This is a genomic window from Corynebacterium kroppenstedtii DSM 44385 (assembly GCF_000023145.1).
Lineage (GTDB): Bacteria > Actinomycetota > Actinomycetes > Mycobacteriales > Mycobacteriaceae > Corynebacterium > Corynebacterium kroppenstedtii.
In genome coordinates this window covers 43,372-64,366 of the sequence record NC_012704.1, presented here as the reverse complement: position 1 = coordinate 64,366, position 20,995 = coordinate 43,372, and the positions used below count along the sequence as shown (strand labels likewise).

General features: G+C 59.6%; 15 protein-coding genes and 1 pseudogene. 4 read left to right on the top strand and 12 right to left on the bottom strand.

Features of this window, described 5'->3' with window-relative positions:
• Nucleotides 1-153: 153 nt before the first annotated feature.
• Nucleotides 154-762, top strand: a complete 609-nt coding sequence (locus tag CKROP_RS00265; protein WP_012730737.1) for a malonic semialdehyde reductase — start codon at nt 154-156, stop codon at nt 760-762.
• 16 nt (nt 763-778) lie between these two features.
• On the opposite strand, the gene CKROP_RS00260 is transcribed toward CKROP_RS00265, so the two are convergent.
• The 9 genes and pseudogenes from CKROP_RS00260 to CKROP_RS00220 all read right to left on the bottom strand — a co-directional run bounded on the left by CKROP_RS00260 (nt 779) and on the right by CKROP_RS00220 (nt 15,743).
• Complete coding sequence (locus tag CKROP_RS00260; RefSeq protein ID WP_012730736.1) at nt 779-2,317, bottom strand: glutamate synthase subunit beta; 1,539 nt, start codon at nt 2,315-2,317, stop codon at nt 779-781.
• A complete protein-coding gene (gltB, locus tag CKROP_RS00255; RefSeq protein ID WP_012730735.1) occupies nt 2,317-6,930 on the bottom strand; it encodes a glutamate synthase large subunit in 4,614 nt (1,537 codons plus the stop codon). Before gltB ends, CKROP_RS00260 begins: the two co-directional genes overlap by 1 nt.
• 301 nt (nt 6,931-7,231) lie before the next feature.
• Nucleotides 7,232-10,458: pseudogene (gene lysX / locus CKROP_RS11845) on the bottom strand (bifunctional lysylphosphatidylglycerol synthetase/lysine--tRNA ligase LysX).
• Between the two features lie 180 nt (nt 10,459-10,638).
• Entirely contained in the window at nt 10,639-11,295 is a 657-nt protein-coding gene (locus CKROP_RS10420) for a methylated-DNA--[protein]-cysteine S-methyltransferase (RefSeq protein WP_081429361.1), read from the bottom strand.
• 102 nt (nt 11,296-11,397) lie between these two features.
• Nucleotides 11,398-11,589, bottom strand: coding sequence for a CsbD family protein (locus tag CKROP_RS00240; protein WP_041628701.1), 192 nt, complete (start codon nt 11,587-11,589; stop codon nt 11,398-11,400).
• A gap of 334 nt (nt 11,590-11,923) precedes the next feature.
• Complete coding sequence (locus CKROP_RS00235; protein WP_012730732.1) at nt 11,924-12,295, bottom strand: biotin/lipoyl-containing protein; 372 nt, start codon at nt 12,293-12,295, stop codon at nt 11,924-11,926.
• A gap of 26 nt (nt 12,296-12,321) precedes the next feature.
• Entirely contained in the window at nt 12,322-12,609 is a 288-nt protein-coding gene (locus CKROP_RS00230; RefSeq protein WP_012730731.1) for a methylmalonyl-CoA carboxyltransferase, read from the bottom strand.
• Between the two features lie 10 nt (nt 12,610-12,619).
• Nucleotides 12,620-14,203 (bottom strand): acyl-CoA carboxylase subunit beta, encoded by a 1,584-nt coding sequence (locus CKROP_RS00225; RefSeq protein ID WP_012730730.1) that lies wholly within the window; start codon nt 14,201-14,203, stop codon nt 12,620-12,622.
• Between the two features lie 43 nt (nt 14,204-14,246).
• Nucleotides 14,247-15,743 (bottom strand): methylmalonyl-CoA carboxytransferase subunit 5S, encoded by a 1,497-nt coding sequence (locus tag CKROP_RS00220; protein WP_041628700.1) that lies wholly within the window; start codon nt 15,741-15,743, stop codon nt 14,247-14,249.
• A gap of 386 nt (nt 15,744-16,129) precedes the next feature.
• Between CKROP_RS00220 and CKROP_RS11010 the strand changes: the two genes are divergently transcribed.
• Together CKROP_RS11010 and crgA are read left to right on the top strand one after the other, a co-directional pair.
• Nucleotides 16,130-17,755 (top strand): LssY C-terminal domain-containing protein, encoded by a 1,626-nt coding sequence (locus tag CKROP_RS11010; protein ID WP_012730728.1) that lies wholly within the window; start codon nt 16,130-16,132, stop codon nt 17,753-17,755.
• 262 nt (nt 17,756-18,017) lie between these two features.
• Nucleotides 18,018-18,290, top strand: a complete 273-nt coding sequence (gene crgA / locus CKROP_RS00210; protein ID WP_012730727.1) for a cell division protein CrgA — start codon at nt 18,018-18,020, stop codon at nt 18,288-18,290.
• Between the two features lie 29 nt (nt 18,291-18,319).
• Here crgA and CKROP_RS10415 read toward each other — a convergent pair whose 3' ends face one another.
• A complete protein-coding gene (locus CKROP_RS10415) occupies nt 18,320-18,928 on the bottom strand; it encodes a histidine phosphatase family protein (RefSeq protein ID WP_012730726.1) in 609 nt (202 codons plus the stop codon).
• A 445-nt stretch (nt 18,929-19,373) separates the two neighbouring features.
• On the opposite strand from CKROP_RS10415, the gene CKROP_RS11390 reads away from it, so the two are divergent.
• Nucleotides 19,374-19,532, top strand: a complete 159-nt coding sequence (locus CKROP_RS11390; protein ID WP_169302932.1) for a hypothetical protein — start codon at nt 19,374-19,376, stop codon at nt 19,530-19,532.
• 284 nt (nt 19,533-19,816) lie between these two features.
• On the opposite strand, the gene CKROP_RS00200 is transcribed toward CKROP_RS11390, so the two are convergent.
• Nucleotides 19,817-20,668 carry a CbtA family protein gene (locus CKROP_RS00200; protein ID WP_012730725.1) on the bottom strand — a complete coding sequence of 284 codons (852 nt, stop codon included), beginning with the start codon at nt 20,666-20,668 and terminating at the stop codon, nt 19,817-19,819.
• 55 nt (nt 20,669-20,723) lie between these two features.
• A complete protein-coding gene (locus CKROP_RS00195; RefSeq protein WP_012730724.1) occupies nt 20,724-20,966 on the bottom strand; it encodes a CbtB domain-containing protein in 243 nt (80 codons plus the stop codon).
• Nucleotides 20,967-20,995: the final 29 nt, after the last annotated feature.

Sequence of the window (20,995 nt, the reverse complement as noted above, 5' to 3'; positions counted from 1 at the left end):
TTCGTTTAACTGACTCGGGCCGAGCAACCCTGGCGCATGCGGGAATTCGGCTGGAAGATACTCCCTTTTAAACTCACGATCACAAACCCGCGATCGTCCTCCAGGGAATATTCCAGTTGACACGCCCTCCCCACCCGCGTAGTCATAAATGACATGTCAATTACAGCACCATTCATCATTAACGACGAAGCCCTCAACGTCCTCTTCCGCGACGCCCACACCACCAGCGCTTTTGAGGACACCAGCATCGACCCCGAGGTCATTAAATCCGTACGTGACCTCGTCAAGTGGGGCCCGACGTCGATGAACGGGCAACCACTGCGCATCATCGAGGTCCCCAAGGACAAGCGTTCCCGCCTCGTCCCACACATGATGGGCAACAACCAAGCCAAGACCGAAAAGGCACCCCTCGCCTTCGTCTTGGCCGCAGACACGAACTTCCACAACCACTTGCCCCAGCAGTTCCCCGCCGGCGGCGATGGCCCTCGCGACATGTTCGAGGGCAACGAAGAGGTGCGCACCGCCGTCGCTCTTCAGTCCGCCAACCTGCAGGCGGCCTATTTCATCTTGGGCCTCCGCGCCGTCGGACTAGGCGTCGGCCCGATGGGCGGTTTTGATGCCGATGCCGTCACCAAGGAATTCCTTCGCGACGGCGAACAGGCCATCATGGTCATCATCGCTGGGGTCCCGGCTGACACCGACGCGCACCACCCGCGCGGACCACGGATGGACGACGCCGACGTGTTCCGCATCGCCGACTAGTCCGACTAGTCGGCAGCTACGCCCGCATCGGCACGTCCGTCGGCACGATAGCGGTCGGCAAACTGGACTCGCCCATGAGCTGGCGATCCACTGCGGCTGCAGCCGAGCGGCCCTCCGAAATCCCCCACACGATGAGGGACTGCCCGCGCCCCGCGTCGCCAGCAACAAAGACCGGCGCCCGGAATCCAGCCGTGAGCGGCACCTCCGCGCGGAAGTTCTCGTCGCGAACAATCCGCCCGCGGCCGTCGATCTCCAGCCCCAACTCGTCGACAATCCCGGCGCGATCCACAGATGCGAATCCCATCGCGAGCAGCACCAGGTCCGCGTCGATCTCGAAATCGGACCCCTCGATGGGGATCGTGCCCTCCGGGGTGCGGTCCACCAGGGTGCCCTTCAGCCCCGTGATCTTCCCGTCGGTGCCGATGAACTCCACCGTGTTCGTTTTCCACTGGCGGTTGCCCAGCGGGTGCCCTTTCACGCGGGCGTCCAGGCCGAGCTTCTCCACGAGTTCCTTTTCTTCCTCGCCGGAGACCTCGTACTCGCCCTCTTCGTGGGCCGTTGCGACGCGAAGCTTGCGGGGGAAGGTTGGCCACGGGGTCGATGCCGCCCGTGGCCGCGGTGGCTTCGGGCCGATATCGAACTGCACGACGCTCTTCGCGCCCTGGCGCAATGCCGTTCCGAAGCAGTCCGTGCCCGTGTCGCCACCACCAACGATCACGACGTTCTTTCCGCGGGCGTCGATCATCGATACTTCTCTGTCACCTTCCTGGACCTTGTTGGCCTCCGGGAGGTACTCCATCGCCTGGTAGACGCCTTCTAAGTCGCGGCCTTCAATGGGCAGGTCGCGGCCGATGGTCGAACCGATCGCCAACACGACGGCGTCGAAGCCTTGCAGGTCACTCACGGATGGGGAAATGTTAGTGCGGAACTGGGTTCCCTCCGCCACCATCTGTTCCAGGCGGCGGTTGATCCACTTCTTCTCCATCTTGTACTCAGGCACCCCGTAGCGCATCAGACCACCCAGGCGGTCGTGACGCTCGAACACGGTGACGTCGTGGCCGGCGCGGGTGAGCTGCTGCGCGGCCGCCAACCCGGCAGGGCCGGAGCCCACCACGGCGACCGACTGGCCCGTCGAGAATGAAGGGCGAATGGGCTTCACAAAGTCATGTTCAAAGCCATATTCGACGATTTCCAACTCGACATTCTTGATGGTGACGGGGTCATCGTTGATGCCCAGAACGCACGCCCCTTCACACGGCGCGGGGCACAAACGGCCCGTGAACTCCGGGAAGTTGTTGGTCGCGTGAAGGCGGTCGAAGGCTTCACGCCACCGGCCCAAACGGACCAGGTCGTTCCACTCGGGGATGATGTTCCCCAGCGGGCAACCGTCGTGGCAGAAGGGGATCCCGCAATCCATGCACCGGGTTGCCTGCTGGCGCAGATCGGTTAAGTCCTGCTTTTCGTACACCTCGTGCCAGTCCAGTAGCCGAAGCGGAACCGGCCGGTGGGCTTTGTCGTGGCGGGAATACTTTTGAAATCCATGTGGGTCAGCCATCAGTGCACAGCCTCCATAATCGCTTCGGCAGTTGCTGCCTCATCTCGTCCTTGAGCCTGACAACTCTCCATAATCGTGAGCACACGGCGGTAATCCCGTGGCATCACCTTCACAAATGTGCCGACTGGTGTCGTCGAACCAGTCCACTCCCGATAACTTGCAACAGTCTGATCCAGCCAGGCCACGTCCTCCGCGGTAGGCTCCTCAATATCAGCCAGCGCCGTATCGATACGGTCACGGATACCGCCCTGACCAGCGGGGATTCCGTCGTCGGGAAGGAATGCAATGCCACCCGACATACCAGCACCAAAGTTGCGGCCCACATGACCAAGGACAACCACGCGGCCGCCGGTCATGTACTCGCACCCATGGTTACCGATGCCCTCGACGACGGCGGTCGCGCCCGAGTTGCGCACGCAGAACCGCTCGCCCACCGTGCCGCGGACGAACAACTCGCCCGAGGTCGCGCCATAACCAATAACATTGCCGGCGATGATGTCGCCCGACACGTCACGGCCAGCTTTTTCCACCGCCGAGACATAGTGCGGGTCGGGACGCACGACAATGCGTCCGCCCGACAGTCCCTTACCGACGTAGTCGTTCGCGTCGCCGGTTAGGGCCAGGGTGACTCCGTGGGGCAAGAATGCGCCGAAGGAGTTACCTGCCGATCCCTCAAATTCCACGGTCAAGGCGCCTTCACGCAGGCCGTCGGCACCGCCAACGCGGGAAATCTCCGATCCGACCATGGCGCCGACAGAGCGGTCCACGTTGGAGATCCGGTAGGACAGCTCGAGGGGCTCGCACTCACTCTTCGCGTCGATGACCTCGCGCGCGTCGCGAATGATTTGGTTATCCAACGCCTTGTCCAGCGAGTGGTCCTGCTTCTTCGTACAGTGCTTGTCCTGATACATGAACGGGCTGTCCGGCTGCGCGAAAATCGGCGAGAGATCGAGCTTCGCCGCATCCGGGTGCCTATCTGCCACTTCACGGTTCACGCCCAGGATCTCGGAGTGGCCCACCATCTCGTCGACGGTGCGGAAACCGAGTTCCGCCATGTACTCGCGGATTTCCTCCGCGATGAACTGGAAGAAGTTCACGACGTACTCGGCGCGGCCGCTGAACTTCGCCCGCAGGTCCGGGTTCTGCGTGGCCACGCCCACCGGGCAGGTGTCCAGGTGGCACACGCGCATCATGATGCAGCCCTCAACCACCAGAGGAGCCGTCGCGAAACCAAACTCTTCCGCGCCCAAGAGGGCAGCAATGACGACGTCACGGCCGGTTTTCAGCTGGCCATCACACTGCACGGTGATCCGGTCGCGAAGACCATTCATCAGCAAGGTCTGCTGCGTCTCCGCCAAGCCCAGCTCCCACGGGGCACCCGCGTGTTTCAGGGACCCCAGAGGAGAGGCGCCGGTGCCGCCGTCGTGGCCGGAAATCAGCACCACATCCGCGTGCGCCTTGGACACACCCGCGGCAACCGTGCCGACACCCTGCTCCGACACCAACTTCACGTGGATGCGCGCATCCGGATTGGCGCACTTCAGGTCGTGGATGAGCTGGGCGAGGTCCTCGATGGAATAAATGTCGTGGTGCGGCGGCGGCGAAATCAACCCGACGCCGGGAGTGGTAATGCGCACTTCCGCGATCCACGGGTACACCTTGTGCGGGGGCAGCTGCCCCCCCTCGCCGGGCTTGGCGCCCTGGGCCATCTTGATCTGGATGTCCGTGCAGTTGTTCAGGTAGTGGCTTGTCACGCCGAACCGGCCCGACGCCACCTGCTTGATGGCGGAACGACGCCAATCGCCGTTCGGGTCCTTCGTGAAGCGGTCGGAGTCCTCGCCGCCTTCGCCTGAGTTGGACATGCCGCCCAGGCGGTTCATCGCGATGGCGAGGGTCTGGTGGGCCTCGGCAGAAATCGAGCCGTACGACATCGCACCTGTCGAAAAGCGCTTGACAATCGCGCTCACGGGCTCAACTTCGTCAATATCCACCGGCGGACGGTTGGGGTTGAACTTGAACAACCCGCGGATCGTGGCCAACCGTTTGGACTGGTTGTTGACCTTCTCGGTGTAGCGCTTGAAGACCTCGTAGCGGCCCGTGCGCGTCGCGTGCTGGAGGGTGAAAATCGTCTCCGGGTTGAACAGGTGGTATTCACCCTCACGACGCCACTTGTACTCGCCGCCCAATTCCAGCTCGCGGTGTGCTTGCTCCTCGGGGCGGGGCAGGAACGCTTCGCGGTGGCGGTCCCCGACGGCCTCCGCAATGGCCTCCAAACCAACGCCGCCGATCGGGGCGAAACTACCCGTGAAGTACTCGTCCAGAAATTCCTGGTTCAGGCCCACGACGTCAGCCAGCTGCGCGCCGCGATACGACGCGACCGCGGCGATGCCCATCTTCGACATCACCTTCAGCAGGCCTTTGACCGCCGCTTTCGTGTAGTTATCGAACGCGGTCTCGAGGTCCATATCACCCAAGGAGCCCTGTTTACGCAGCTCATCGATCGTCTCAAAGCCCATGTAGGGGTTGATGGCGTCGGCGCCGAAAGTGATCAGCATGGCGATATCGTGGACCTCACGGACATCGCCCGCCTCCACGATCAACGACGCCCGAGTACGCGTCCGCTCACGCACTAAGTGCTGGTGGACGGCGGAGGTCAACAGCAGCGACGGAATAGGCGCAAACCGCTCATCCGACTCGCGGTCGCTCAGCACGATCAGCGTTTTACCGTCGGCAATGGCGTCCGACACCTCGCGGCGGATGCGTCGCAACGCTTCCTGAATTCCGCGACCACCGTGAGCCACGGCATACAACCCGGAAATAATGGCGACGTCGAACTGCGGGAACTCGCCCCCATCGTTGGCGTGAACCAGCCGCGCCAAATCGCGGTTACGCAAAATGGGGTCGTCCAGGTGGATGAGCTTCGCCGCGTCCGCATCCGGGTGCATGATGTCCCGCTGCGCACCCAAGTGAGTGAACAGCGAGGTCATGAGTTTCTCGCGGATGGAGTCCAGCGGCGGGTTCGTGACCTGCGCAAACCGCTGCTTGAAGAAGTCGAACAGATATGACGGGTGGTCGGAGAGCGCCGCGATCGGCGTATCGGTGCCCATCGAACCAATGGCCTCTGCACCATTGAGGGCCATGGGTTTGACGATGATGTCCACGATCTCCTGCGTGAAACCGAACACACGCTGGCGCAACACGGCCCGGTGGTGAGGCATCCAGTGGTAATCCGCGTCAGGAAGATCCTCCTTGCGCACAAGGTTGTGCGAGACCCACTCGCCATAGGGCGCCTGGGACGCGAGGTCAGTTTTGATCTCCTCGTCCAGGACAACGCGGCCCTGGGAGGTGTCCACCAAGAACATCTCGCCCGGCTTCACGCGGGTGCGTTCCGCCACGTGCTCTGGGTCGATGGGCAGGACTCCGGCCTCGGATGCGCCGACGACCAGGCCGTCGTCGGTAATCCAGATACGACCAGGGCGCAGACCATTGCGGTCCAATACAGCGCCGATGACGGTGCCGTCGGTGAAGACAACGTCGGCGGGGCCGTCCCACGGTTCCATCAGGCACGAGTTGTACTCATAGAAGGCGCGGACGTCGTCGGATAAATCGGCGTTGTGCTCCCAGGCCTCCGGGATCATCATGAGCACCGCGTGGGGCAGAGAACGCCCGCCCAGGTGCAAAAGCTCCAGGGCCTCGTCGAAACGAGCCGTGTCGGAACCGCCCGGATCACAGATCGGGAGGACCCGGTCGATAGAGCCCAGCACCTCGGAATCGATCACGGATTCACGGGCGCGCATCCAGTTCTCGTTACCGCGGACCGTGTTGATCTCGCCGTTGTGTGCGACCATGCGGTAGGGGTGGGCCAGCGGCCACGATGGGAATGTGTTCGTCGAGAAACGAGAGTGGACCACCGCAATGGCGGACTCCACCTCGGGATCCTGCAGGTCAAGGTAGAATTCCCGCAACTGCGGGGTGGTCAGCATGCCTTTATACACAACGGTCCGGGCGGACAACGAGGGGAAATACACGGTGTCCTCGCCCGATCCGGCACCAGCACCCTTGCTGCCGAGTTCGCGTTCGGCGCGTTTGCGGACGAACCACACGGCCCGGTCCAGGTCAATGCCCTCGAGGGGGGTGCCGTCATCCTTGGTTCCCGAAATAAAAACCTGGTGGAACAGCGGCATCGCGTCCCTGGCCATGGCGCCGATGGATGAATCGTCGACGGGGCAATCGCGCCAACCGATGAGCGTTAGGCCTTCTTCTTTAATGATGTCTTCGACGTAGCGCACTGCGTCGAGCGCCGCCATCCGGGCAGCCGGCAGCATGGCGATGCCGGTGGCGTATTGGCCGGCGGGTGGGAGTTCAATGTCCTGCTTGGCCATTTCACGGCGGTAAAAAGCGTCCGGAATCTGAATCAGAATCCCGGCACCGTCACCGGTGTTTTTCTCGGCACCTGCAGCACCGCGGTGCTCGAGATTAACAAGTGCTTGGATTCCTTTGTCGACGATGTCGCGGCTTTTGTCACCGTGCATGTTTGCAACGAACGCGACGCCACAGGCGTCATGCTCAAAGGATGGGTCGTAGAGACCCTGGCGTGAGGGAACAGTCGTCATCTGGTCGCCTTTTCGTTCACATGGCTGTAACGAGCCTGGTTAGCCGTGGTCTGTCGGTGAGATCTACCACGTGCGGGGTTGTGCACAGTGAATAGGATCAGGGGTCTCGCACGGGGTCAACCGTGAGAGACCGAGCCCAGTGCTAATGCGACGTGGGCCTTCTCGTTTATTTCAGGGGTAGATTGTTACTTTATCGCAGGAGGCTCACATGGGTGGTGAACTCCACGTTCTGCCCTACTACCTGTACATCACGAATGTTTCAGCAATGTTTCCTAGGCGTTTCATGGATGTAGTGGTTATGTCAGCTGTTATCGGGCTTAACAAGCGGGAAGGCCAGCGACTGGCGGATCGTCGACCCCGTAATCAGCATAACGATGCGGTCAACGCCGATACCCAGACCACCCGTCGGGGGCATACCGAATTCCAAAGCGCGAAGGAATTCCTCATCCAACTCCATAGCTTCGGGGTCTCCGCCGGCGGCAAGGAGCGATTGCTCCTCCAAACGCTGACGCTGATCAATAGGATCAGTCAGCTCCGAGTACGCGGTACCCAGTTCGACGCCCCACGCCACGAGATCCCAGCGCTCCGTTAACCCTGGCTTACTGCGGTGCCGACGCGTCAATGGGGATACGGACACCGGGAAGTCCTTATAAAACGTGGGGAATGTCGTCCGCGACTCCACGAATTCGTCGTAGAGCTCTTCGATGATGGTGCCGTCGTCAGCGTCTGGGCGCAGTGGCATGCCTGCCCGTTCCATCAGGGCATCTAATTCTTCGCGTGGTGTATCCACCGAAATAACCGGGCCGTCCCAAATTCCGTCCGCCCGCGCGCCCTCGGTAATGGCGTCGAGCACGGATTTCACGGGCCACTCGCCGGAAATGTCGACCATACTGCCGTCGGGTGCTGTCACGATGGGCTTCCCATGCACCGCAGTCGCCGCGTTCACAATGAGCTCATGGGTCAGGGTCATCATCGTTTCGTAGTCCCCGTGAGCGTCATACGCTTCCAATGATGTGAACTCCGGGTTGTGAGTGGCATCGACGCCTTCGTTGCGGAACTCGCGGCCCAGCTCAAAGACCCGGTCCACCCCGCCACACATGAGCCTCTTCAAGAACAGCTCGGGGGCGATGCGCAGATACAAGTTCATGTTGTACGCGTTGATGTGCGTAATAAACGGCCGTGCATTCGCGCCACCATGGATGGGCTGCAAGATGGGGGTTTCCGCCTCCAAATAGCCCGAAGTGTGCAGGTCGCACCGCATCGAGTGCAGCACAGCGGACCTCGCCGTCAACGCCCGGCGCGACTCAGCATTCACAGTCAGGTCGATGTGCCGGGACCGCACCCGCGCTTCAGGGTCGGTGAGCCCATCAGTTTTGTTGGGCAACGGGTGCAGGGATTTCGCTTCAAACCGGATACTGTCTGCCAGAAGGGACGGCTCGCCCTTCCGCGAGACACCCTTTTCGCCCTCAACGCGAATAATGTCGGCAAGGTCAAGATCCTTGCGCCAGGCCTCATAATTGCTGCACCGAGCTTGTTCGACGATCACCTGTGTGTCGCCCGACCAGTCATGGAGCTGGAGGAACATGACGCCACCGAAGTCGCGCCGGGCAATGATACGGCCGGAAATTGAGGCGGCAACACCGTCATCCATGCCGGCGATCTGCGCACAGGTATGCGTCGGGCGGATGGCAGTGGGCCACGGGCTCACTCCTTCATCGCGCAAGCGCTGGGCTTTTTCCAGGCGCACTTTGACTTGTTCCGAGCGACGATGGTGCACTGCACGCCCGGCGCGGGCCTCCTCCATGAGGCGGGGTGCGAGCTCGAGTGCTTCGGCGGCGCCTTCTCGTTTCACGGATCCGACGGGGGTCAGTGGGGGTTTGCGTCGCGACAGGGGCGCGGGCACGAACCCTTCAACGATGCCCGACACCAATCCGACGCGGGCGATGGCGCGGTTATCTTTGAAGCAGATGTACCGGGGCGCCCAGGTGGGGTTGTATTTTTCGTTGGATCGGTAGAGCGCTTCCATCTGCCACCATCGCGACAGGAAGACCAGGAGGCTCCTCCACAGGCGCATGACGGGGCCGGTGCCGAGTTCGTGGGCCGTCGCAAAGACCTGGCGGAACATGGCGAAGTTCAGCGAGATTCGTGTGACTCCGACGTCTAGTCCAGCGTTGCAGAGTTCCGACACCATGATTTCCACGGTGCCATTGGGTGAGTCGGGTGATCGACGCATGAGGTCCAGCGACACTCCGGTACGCCCCCACGGGGAGAAGGAGAGCTCGCCGACGCGTCGGGCTACGCCGGTTGGTGAATGGTGGGCGTCTTGGATGGCCTCGACCAGGAGGTTGTTTGCATCGGCCGGGCTCCCAGGCGCGAGAGTGCCATCGAGAAACCGCGCTCGTTGTTGGTGTCGCGCCATGCGTCGGCGTCACGCTGGACGCTGGCCATTTCTTCATCGGTGAGTTCACCGTGGCGACGGATCCGCACGGTCACGCCTGCTCGCCGTGCCCGGGCAACGGCCTGACGCACTGCCTTAAACTCGGGCTGGCTCAATGAGAAGCTATCGGTGTAGATGATGGCTTCATCGCCCAACCGGAGGGTTTGCAATCCGTGGGATGAATAACAGTGCGCGCCCCGATCGGAGGCTCCCATCACCGCCGGGGTCCACCCGTACATCACTGCCTGGTGCAGCCACGCGTCCACGGCTTGATCCCAGGCAGCGGGGTTGCCGATGGGATCACCCGACGCGATACAAACACCCAGTTCGACGCGATACGTGACCGCTGCCCGCCCGTCAGGTGAATAAATGACCGATTTGTCGCGGCGCGTCGCGAAGTATGCCAGGGAATCGTCCTCTCCCCACCGAGCGATCATGGCGCGAATGGCCGTTTCGTCGTCGGGAGTAAGTGCATTGTTATCGCGCTGGCTGCGGAAAAGGGTCCACACGGACAAGAGGAAAACGATCGCGCTGGCCAGGATGATAACGAAGGACACGATCCATTCCGGGTGGCCGCCGAAGAACTTTTCGTCAACCAATGAGAAGGCGAAGGACTTGTTGAGAACCCATTGCAAACGATTGCCGCGGGACAGGGTATGCGGGAAAAGCTCGACGAGTAGCCAGCCACAGGCGGTGACCAGGCCTTCCCCGATGACATAGACCGCGAGGGCCTTTCTGATCGCCGCGTGCCGTGTTCGCGCCGGGAACGCGGAGCGAGTAACCAGAAGGCCGATGAGCATGACTGCTTGGACGATGAATCCGACGTTGAGTTCAACCGTCGTGACCGTGCTGCCGGTGTCGTAGCCGTTAACGCCCAGCACGAAGAGCAGGATGTTCTCGATGTTCAGGATCACGAGGAGAATAACGCTGACCCACCAGGCCAGGCGTTTGCGGGCGAGAATAGCTCCTGCCAGCAGGCCCAGGGCGAGGGCCCATGAGATTGAGACCTCTGGCATGGGGAGGATCACGTAGTCAAAGAATTCCCGGATGCTCTGCAACTGATGCCGGACCGGCCTGACCGCGCTGAACAGAAGCGCGATAAAGGAATACACAGCGAGCAAGGTGCCAAAAAACGGCGGGAATCTTTTGATAAACGTGGCGAACACAGTCTTATCTTGCACCCGCCCAGAACCTGTAGCCATAGAATTGTCCCCTAATATCCTGTGATTTCCTTGTGAGACTACCAGTCATTGGCCCGTACCTATGATTGGTCAGTGAAACTGCGTTTCTTGCCGACGACCGAGTTCGCGGAAATCGACTTTCCCATCGGCGGTAAAGGGGACGCCTTCTCTTTCGAGTAGCTGCTGTTTGAGGATGAGGCCGCGAGCTCCTCCCATGTATCCGCCGAGAGAACCACCAGCCGCAACGACTCGGTGGCAGGGGATGAAGAGTTGGATGGGGTTTGTTCTGCACACTGATCCGACTGCGCGCGCTGCTCGTGGCCGACCGGCGGCTTCGGCCAACTCGCCATAGGTGAGCACGTCACCGGGCGAAATATGGCTCATCTCTTCGCGCACGGATTTCGTGAACTCGGTGGGATCATCCTCGACGTCGAGCGGGAGGGTAAATGCCTGCCTTGTCCCGCTGAAGTACTCGTCGAGCTGCTCGCCGATCTGTGTAAAAAGGTGACGTTGGGCTTCGCTCATGTCCGACGTCGCACCGGGATCAGTGATGTCAGGATCTGTGGTGCCCGAACCAATGATGTACTGCGCTGCCACGATGGCGTGGCCGTTGATCGTGACGTCGATATCGCCGAATGGCGTGGGGAAACGTTGGGTCCGATAGGTCCGATCGTCAAGATGGTCGCAGTGGTCGTCGCGACGTTCAGCGGAGGCGTCGGCGGGCATAACTGTGCTCCGGTGCTTCATGGGGACAACGATAGCGAGTATTAAAAAACCGGGTTACCAGCGCAACTGCGCTCATAACCCGGCTATGAAATCGGTTAGGACCTCATAGGGTGAGTCCCCGACTTACTTGTCTTTATTGAGGAACTCGGAGGCCTTGTCTTTCAGGTCCTCGATGCCCTGCTTGATCTTGGACTCGGCCTGATCGCCTTTGCCTTCAGCCTTGAGGTCTTTGTTATCAGTAACGTCACCGGCAGCTTCCTTGGCCTTGCCGCCAAATTCGTCTGCCTTGTTCTTAATGTCGTCAGAAATACCCATAGGCTTCTCCTTCTGTTCTAGCTTTGCGACGCAACGAGCGGCATCCATGTCGGGTAACCCGCGCTCATAAGAGCGGGGTGGTGATATCGCGACGTGGCCACAGTCGCCACGTGTCTACGTGGATAACTCCCGCAGGCGGGCGACGGTGATGGCACGCTCGTGTGCACATCGCCTAACACCATGACACTTTACTACGGATTTCGCACCACTGGCGGTTGCCAGGTATTTCCCACGAACTTGTGACCGTTTCGGTACCTGAGCAGGTGGAGCAACGTTCCGGTAGCTGGCGCGACCGGGAGCGACCGGTGCAACCGCGTCTGCCGAGATGCAGGTTTTAGTCCCCGATCTCCAGCAGAGACTGTCCACCCTGAACGGCGTCGCCGGGTTGCACGTGAAGCGCGGTGACGGTGCCGTCGTTGGGGGCCGTAATTTCGGTTTCCATCTTCATGGCTTCAAGGACAACGATCACTTCGCCGGCCGTGATGGCTTGGCCTTCCTCCACAAGCACCTTGCTGACGGAACCAGCCAGGGGTGCCGTGACCGAATTGGCGCTGACACCCTGGACAGATGAGGTGGTCGGCGCGGTGGGTGTTGGCCCGTTGCTGTTGCCACCAGTGATGATGGTGCCGAGTGTGGGGCGTTCTTCGTGTTCAACTTCTACGTCCACGGAATAGGGGACGCCGTTGACGGTAACTGTCAGTTTCATTCTTTCGGGTTCCTTCTATTCGTGGCTTATTGCCATTTCGCCTTGTGCTGAACTGCCTGCCGACCTTGCTGTGACCAGCTGCGATGGCGCAAGAAGTGAACTGCGCGCACGGTTCCGCGGTTACCCATGTAGGCGGATACGGCCGCACTGATCGCAATCAAGACATCTTCAGGAATTTCCTCGTCAGAGCGCTGCTTCAGTGCCGCAACTTCATTTTCGAGCTTGGTGACGTTGCGGGAGAGCTTTTCTACCTGGTTGGACAGGCGGGCCAACAACTGACTGAGTTCAGCAGAGGATGCATTGTCTGTATTCATGCTTCTCCGATCAGTTGGGTGCCAGGCCGTGCTTCTTGGACGGCCGGTTCTCACGCTTGTTGGTCAGCAACTCCAGGGCCAGAGCAATTTCGCGACGTGTGTCCGCGGGGTCGATGATGTCATCGACGAGGCCTCGGGACGCCGCCATGTATGGCGTCGAGAAGGTGTCTTTGTAGAGCTGGACGAGTTCGCTCTTCTTTGCTGCAGCGGCTTCGTCGCCACCCTCTTCCTGGGCTTTCTTGATTTCCTTACGGAAGACGACGTTCACGGCTCCGTCGGCACCCATGACCGCAATTTCAGCGGTGGGCCACGCCCAGACGCGGTCCGCGCCAAGGTCCTTGGAGCACATGGCCAGGTACGATCCGCCATAGGATTTGCGGAGGACCACGGTCAGCTTCGGCACGGTGGCCGCCGAGTAGGCGAACAGCATCTTCGCGCCGTGGCGAATGATTCCGCCATGCTCTTGTGCGACACCTGGCATGAAGCCGGGGACGTCGACGAGGGTGAGGAGCGGAATATTGAAGGAGTCGCAGAAGCGAACGAAGCTTGCGCCTTTGTCCGACGAGTTGATGTCCAGAACGCCGGACATCACTTGCGACTGGTTAGCGACGATACCGACTGTCCGGCCAACGACGCGGGCAAATCCGACCACGAGGTTTTGGGCGTATCCGGCCTGGACCTCGAGGAAGTCGCCGTAGTCGACGATCTTGCGGATGATATCGCGGACGTCGTAGCCCTTGCGGCCATCGACGGGGACGATGTCGCGGAGGGAATCGTCGGGCTCGACAACCTCGTCCGGATCGACGATGGGCGGCTCTTCGGTGTTGTTTTGCGGCAGGAAGCTCAGGAGCTTCTGCGCGATCAGGATGGCTTGCTCGTCATCGTCGGCGACGAAGTGAATGTTGCCAGCTGTGCTCATGTGGGCATCGGCACCACCGAGTTCGTCGGCCGTGACTTTTTCGCCGGTCACGGACTCGATGACCTTGGGGCCGGTGATGAACATGTTGGCCTTGCGGGTCTGGATGATGAAGTCCGTCAGTGCCGGCGAGTAGGCCGCACCACCAGCGCACGGGCCGGCGATGATGGAGACCTGCGGTACGAGTCCGGAGAGCAGCACGTTGTTGTAGAACACGCGGCCGTATCCGGAGAGGGAGTCGATGCCCTCTTGGACACGAGCTCCGCCGGAGTCGTTGATAAAGACGAAGGGGGTGCCGGTGGTCGCGGACGCCTTCATCATGGCGACCACTTTGTTGGACTGCATTTCGCCAGCAGATCCGCCCATGACGCTGAAGTCCTGGGACGCGATGTGCACTGGCCGTCCGTAGACCGCGCCGGATCCGGTGACGACGCCGTCGGCGGGGGCGTCGGCCTTGTCCATGCCGAAGTGCGTTGTCCGGTGCTTGGCGAACATTCCGGTTTCCTGGAACGTGTCTTCGTCGACAAGCTTGGTGATGCGCTCGCGGGCGGTCATCTTGCCGCGGTCGTGCTGCTTGTCCAGGCGTGCCTGCCCGCCGCCGAGTCGGATGCGGTTTCTTTCTTCTTCCAGCTGTCCGAGGCGCTCAGGCATGCTGGGATCGTGAGGTTGCTCACTCATTTATTTGCTCCGTTTCTGCTGTCTTTCGCGGTGATCAACTGGTTTATGCGGGTTCCACGGAGACAGTGTGGCTGCGGCCGCCTGTGGTGACTTTGTACATAATCGGTTCGCGGATGGCAGTGGCGTCGCCGGAGGCCTTCGCCTCTTCGCGCTCGAGCTGTTCCTTAGTCTTGCCGACGTTCTTCGGGCCGTCGGGGCGAGTCTTGAAGAATCCCGGCGCGACCTGCGGGAACAGGGCGTTTGTGAGGACGTCTTCGTCGGACCCGTCGGTGCCGTCGAGTTCGTCAGCTTCCTCAACCAGGTTGTCCCATTCGGGCTCAAGGAGGTCAGCAGGACGCTCGGTGATGGGCTCTTTGCCGGTCTGCTTCTTGGCTTGCTCGATGAGGTCTTTATCCCTCTCACCTGGTGCTTCGCCGTAGTACCCGAGGAGGAGGTCGGCGAATTCAGCCGTGAGTACTTTGTAGCGGCCCATCAGCACGTTGAACACGGCCTGGGTGCCGACGATCTGGGACGATGGCGTCACCAACGGCGGGTATCCGGCAGCTTTCCGAACGACGGGGACTTCTTTCATGACCTCGTCGATACGGTCGCCCGCGCCCTGGGCTTTGAGCTGCGATTCCATGTTGGAGAGCATTCCGCCCGGAATCTGCGATTGGAAAATATTGGTGTTGACCAGTGTTTTCGACTCAAACTCCGCGTACTTCGGGCGCACTGTCTTGAAGTGGTCGCGGATGTTAATGAGCCGATCCATGTCAAGCCCGGTCTCGTAGTCGGTTCCTTCGAGCATTTCGACGAGAGACTCGGTGGGGTTATGCCCTGGGCCGAGGGACATGGAGGAAATGGCGGTGTCGACGACATCCGCACCGGCTTCAATGGCCTTCATGAGGGTGACCATCGTGACGCCGGTGGTGGAGTGGCAGTGGACGTTGATCTGCGTATCCTCGCCGTAGGTGTCCTTAATGCCACGGATAATGTCGTAGGCGGGCTGTGGTTTGAGCAGCGCTGCCATGTCTTTGAGCGCGATCGAATCCGCGCCCATGTCCAGCAAACGCCCTGCTAGATCAATGTAGCCCTGCACGTCGTGTAGCGGGGACACGGTGTAGCAGATGGTGCCCTGCGCGTGCTTGCCCACTTTTTTCACAGCTTGCATGGCGTGCTCGAGGTTGCGGGGGTCGTTGAGCGCGTCGAAAACCCTGAAGACGTCCATGCCGTTTTCAGCGGATTTTTCAACAAACTTATCGACGACGCCGTCCTCGTAGTGACGGTATCCCAGAAGATTCTGGCCACGAAGCAGCATCTGAAGGCGTGAGTTGGGCATGAGCTTGCGGAATGTGCGCAGTCTCTCCCACGGGTCTTCGTTCAGGAAGCGAATGCAGGCGTCGAAGGTTGCCCCGCCCCAGCATTCCACGCTCCAGTACCCGGCTTTGTCTATATCCTCACAGGCATCGACCATGTCTTCGAGGGCCATGCGTGTTGCCATGAGGCTCTGGTGAGCATCACGCAGAGCCAGTTCGGTCACTCCAATTTTTCGCGTGGTCATGGCCACTACGTTAAGCCGATTTGTTGGCTGTTGCACCACAGCTCACCGTCGTGACTTACCGCACTCTTGGACTTGAACAGTGATTAACCCAACTTGGAGGGGGGCGTCGCGTCCTTTCTTGCCATAAATATTCAGGTTTGCGACGGTGCGTTGCTGTTTTTATGCGACGACGGTACCCCGTTCCGGGGGCCTTACGCGCAAGAAACAGGCATTGTGCTTATCTTCGATCACGTTCAGGAGCAATTGATCACATTTCGGCATATACCCACGCACTTTTCTGCGTGCCGGGTTCCTCCGCGGTGGATTCGCGAATCTGATTCGGGGGACATGCGGGGAACATGCGGTGGATTAGTACAGAGCGCACGCGGTTTTACTAGGGTATGGCTATGCCATCTTTGTCGTCGATGTGGTCGCACGCCAGTGATTTGACGTCGTTGCGCAAGTTGTCTTCCCGTACACCGCGGGAAAAGCGGATCGATAACACATTCTTCCTGCTGGCGGGTTTGGCCAGCATCTGGTTAGCGGGGGAATACTTCAAACTTAGTTTTGTTTTAGATTTTCGTTTGTTGTTGATCATTCCTGCGTGGGGTGTGATTGCTTATCTCACTCTCCCGCGGCTTCATCGAATTTTGACGCGAATTTACGTCCCCAATTACTTCATCGGACGCACTCGGACTTCGGATGGGCTTTTGGGTGATCCGGTGAATATCGCGTTCGACGGCACTGCCGAGCAGCTCCACCGCTCGATGACCGAAGCAGGTTGGACGTTGGCAGATCCGGTGACGTTTCGGTCGTCGGCAAAGATTGTTTGGAGTTCGATTACTCGGGCGTCCTATCCCGCGGCGCCGGTAAGTCCGCTGATCCTCTTCGATCGCGAGCAAGACCTCGCCTACCAGCAGGAAGTGGATGGTTCTCCTTCCCGACGCCACCACATTCGGCTCTGGCGATGTCCCAAGGATTGGCCACTTCCGGGTGGTCACCGCGTGGACTGGGTGGGGTCCGCCAGTTATGACACGGCCGTCGGCGTTAGTTTTTTCACCTTACAAGTAACCCATCGCATTGCTGCCGATATTGATAGGGAACGCGATCACGTCGTCTCGACGGTTCGTTCTTATGTCCCCGAGAGTTCGGTATCCATGATTGAGGATTTCTCGACGGGCTATCACCATGTCAATGGCGGCGGCGACAAAATACACACTGACGGGGATCTTCCGATTGTCGACGTCAGTCGGGTCGGGTTGCGCTCTGGTTCAGCTGACCACGACGGTGCTAGTGCGGATGAAACGCCCGAGGAACTGCCCGACGACATCGAGGCAGCCACCGCTGAGAGCGACGCCCCGTCGGAAATCACCGAGAACGACGCCGAAGCGGAAAACACCGCCGAGGAAAGCAGCGATGCTGAGCCTCTCACCGCACGTGGCTCGGACAATGTTGACTCGACAATCAACGGAACCCGCTATACAGGCCGGGCGTCTACGCACTATGGCAACGATATTTCCGATGAGGAACGCGCTGCCCGGCGTCCGAAGAATGCACAACGCACTCCACGCCCACCGAACCTGATGCTGTCCATGGGGATGCTGTTCCTCGTCGTCGCGTGGCAAAGCGTCGTCCTGCTATACAAAGCGGATCAGCACCGTTTTATCCCCGGCACCTTGCAGGACATGGGTTTCAGCCACCACACCGCCTACGTTGCAACGCAGTGGTACGTCGGCTTACTAACGTTGGGCACCCTGATTCTGGTTCTGCTCACGCTCGGCGGATTCACTCACGCGCGCGATGCTCTGATGCTGTTCCTCACCATCGCCATCGTGATTTCGATCCTTGATCGCAATGGGATGCGCATGATCGCCGCTGGTCACAACAACTTGCTGCTCACAACGGCGACTATTATTGCCCTGCTAGCACTGTCTTCCGACGACGTTCGCAACTGGATACGTGGCCATGAACCCGCCGTCGTGTGGGGACCGGTGAGAAAAATTCATCTGCCGATTGATGATCATTCGCGGTAATTGCGAACACGATTGACGACGGTTATGGCGTCGGTTATGGCATCGCGGGGCTTCTCAAGCGTCGTCATATCGCCGCTCTACCGGCACCGTGTCAGTGGTTTCACCAGCATTACCGTATTATGGTGACGCTAAAGCTGTTATGTCGGAGTCCACGACATCGTGTAACAGGGCCACATACCGCCGATGTATGCGCTGCCCTTAACCTTGCATGGCAGACAACACCATCGTTCGTGCGCTGCCACGCGGAGTCAGAAAGGTTGATATGCCGAAGTCAAAGGTAACTGAGTCCTCAGAGTCGAGGCCCGCGTCGTCATCGACGTCCACCCGTACCCCGGTCAAGCTCAACAATGCGTCCACCCCGCTGTGGTACCGCATCATCATGTTCGGCTTCATCATTGCTGGGCTTCTATGGCTGGTGGTCAACTACATCGCTGGGCCGCAAATCCCGTTCATGCAGGACCTCAATGCATGGAACTACGCCATCGGTTTCGGGCTCTTCGTCGTCGGACTCTTAATGACTATGGGATGGAAATAGGCACATCTGTCTGACGCGCTCTAACGGGCTTATCGCAACATTCTCGACGACGCCGGATCGACGGGTGCCAGGCCGCGGAGAGTCCACATTTCTTTGTCACCGCTGTGCCGACGGTGGAATCGCATCTGCCACTCGGGGGGTATATCGCAGCGCCAAAAGGCGTCGGGCGGGGCATCCAGAGCATGCACGAGTAGTGCGCGGCCCAGCGATTGGTCGCTGACCGTGACGTATTCCCCTGGTTCTAGATCGTCAGCCCACTTCGCCACGCGGTCGATATAGGTGCGTAGCGATTCCCCACGATGCCCGTCATAGTCCGGGTTCTTCCTCCACTGCGCAACCTTCATTGGCGACACAAGAGGCAAAGGCTTTCCCGCCCACTCCCCCACATCCCACGGGCCCGGGTTGCCGACGAAAACGCGCAAGCGGGTGGATTTGGCCGCTTCTTCCGTGCCCGGACCCGCGTCGTTAATATCACTGAATTCCTCGTAACGACGCAGCTCGTGCCGGTAATCTGCCCACCGGACTGTGTCTTCTGACGACGCGAACCGCGGCAGACGTGCGCTCGCGAGGGGTGCCGAGACAACGATAAGCCTCACCACGCCGATGGTCGTGCGGCTCTGCCGATGAAAACGCCTCATGCTGAAATTATCCCACTGAGAGCGCCCTACTACGAGGTGACCTTTCCATTAACACAACGCATTCCCTCTTGGCACATTGTGGCTGTGCGATCACTGCGTGCTCTCTACGACCGTGGTGCCGGGCTGGTGGCCCCTGGCGGTTCAGCGAGACTCCTTCACCTCAAGAACGGAAAGTGATCTCCGGCGTACCGCATGCTAGGAGCATGTTAGCGAGCTGATTAATGGGGCATGTGAAGGCGTATGGGCACACATGCCCTGTTTCCATTGCTGTTCAATCCCACTTCTCATGGCCGGCAATGGGGCGTTCGAATTTGCTATGGTTACTTTCGGCCTTGACGTGATGTCAAGCCCCCTTTCGTTGCTGCGCGGCTGTCCCGCGTGAAGCACGTGGGGCCTCCTATCAGCGATGAAGGGGACCTCCAATTTAACGGAAGGAGGTGATGGTGTGGATAGGAAGCCTATTCCCAGAGGCCGTAAAGGCTGGCTGAAAGGCATAAGCAAAGCCAGGGCCGTGATCGTACGGATCCTCGCCCTGGCTTTGAAATATGGGCCTTTGGCTGGCCACTTAGCAGCTTTACTCGATCTGATCGAGAAGCTCTGCTAAGAGGGGTTTGCCCCGAGTAGGTCATCGTGTAAGGGCACGGTGGCCTACTTTTTTGAACCACCACGAAACCGTGGTGCTACTTCTCACAATAAAGTCTTCATTGTTGGTCTGCAAGCTATGTTGGCACCTAAATAGCTGTGTATCAGCCGGTATCGGTACAGACAGGCCACATATCCCGTGATCCCACGGATATCTTCCGGCACACACGATATGTCTACCAATATGACAACGCGTAGCTACGCCTTAAATTACATAGCTACGCGGAACGGTTACGGGATCTAATTTTAGGCCGCGACTTTTTCTTTCTCAGCCTGAACAGCGGCTTTATGAATGGCCTTCTTGGACACCAACGCGGTGCCAAATCCGATCACGCCCCAGAGGATACACTGGGCCATGAATGAGTAGACACGGAAATAGTAAAGATCATCTGCAGGGAACCCTGGGTACACGATCTTCCCATCCGGGTCTGTCAGTGGACGAGGCGTCTCAGAATTGTGTCGGCCGAACTCGTCGATGTTGGCATGCAAATGCCCCAACGACGGCAGCAACCGGCTAAACGCGTACATGATGACCGCGAAAACAACGGCTGAAATCAGGAAAGCAACCCATGAATCCATGCGCGCGGACAAAACCTTGTGCAGAAAAACAACCCCGACCATCACGATTACCGACGCGATAATCATCGTGAGGAAGAGCCATGTGCGCTGCTTAATTGTGTCCGGGTTACCGACGGCGGGCGGATTCGACGGGTACTTCAAGCAGGGAACGATGTACAGGCAGGCAAACATGGCGGCTGCAACACCAATAGCAGCGGCTCGAATGTTGGTTGGCTTTGCGTACCGAAGATACAGGCTGAACACCACCGCGTACAGCAGGCCCAGGGCAAGCCCCATAAGGACCATACCGGTACCGATACCCACGGTCGATTGAATTGTGCGGCTGAACAGTTCGGTTTCATCGCCACCAGTGGCAATACCAGCGGCTTTATCGAGGGCGTCTTGGGCCTCGTCACGCCCTTCCTCGTAATCGATTGCCCGGCTGATGATGGGCTCTGCCCACAGCTTGGCGAAGATGAAGGACAAAAGCCCAGCAAGTAAACCGAAGCCCCCGCAACGTAGAACGAATTGGCGTTCCATTTTTTAACTCCAAATATGGGCGTCTACCAGGAAAGCCCTGGCGACGACGCGAAGATTAGTGGCAGGGGAATCCCAAGAAGTGCCGGGAATCGTGTACCCACTCGTGGATATGCATGTCGTTACCGAAGACGCTGGTCGCACCCTGGTCAATACCAACGAAGTAGTACACCAACAGGCCAATGACCAGTGCAGAGAACAGCCACACAAATGACGAAGGAACATCGATCGCTTCTGCGAGCGCGCGTGCCGACGTCCGAGATGATGCTGGCTGAGCGGCATGAAGTGATGAATCGGTCATAACAAATACTTCCTCTTCTGGAAAATAAA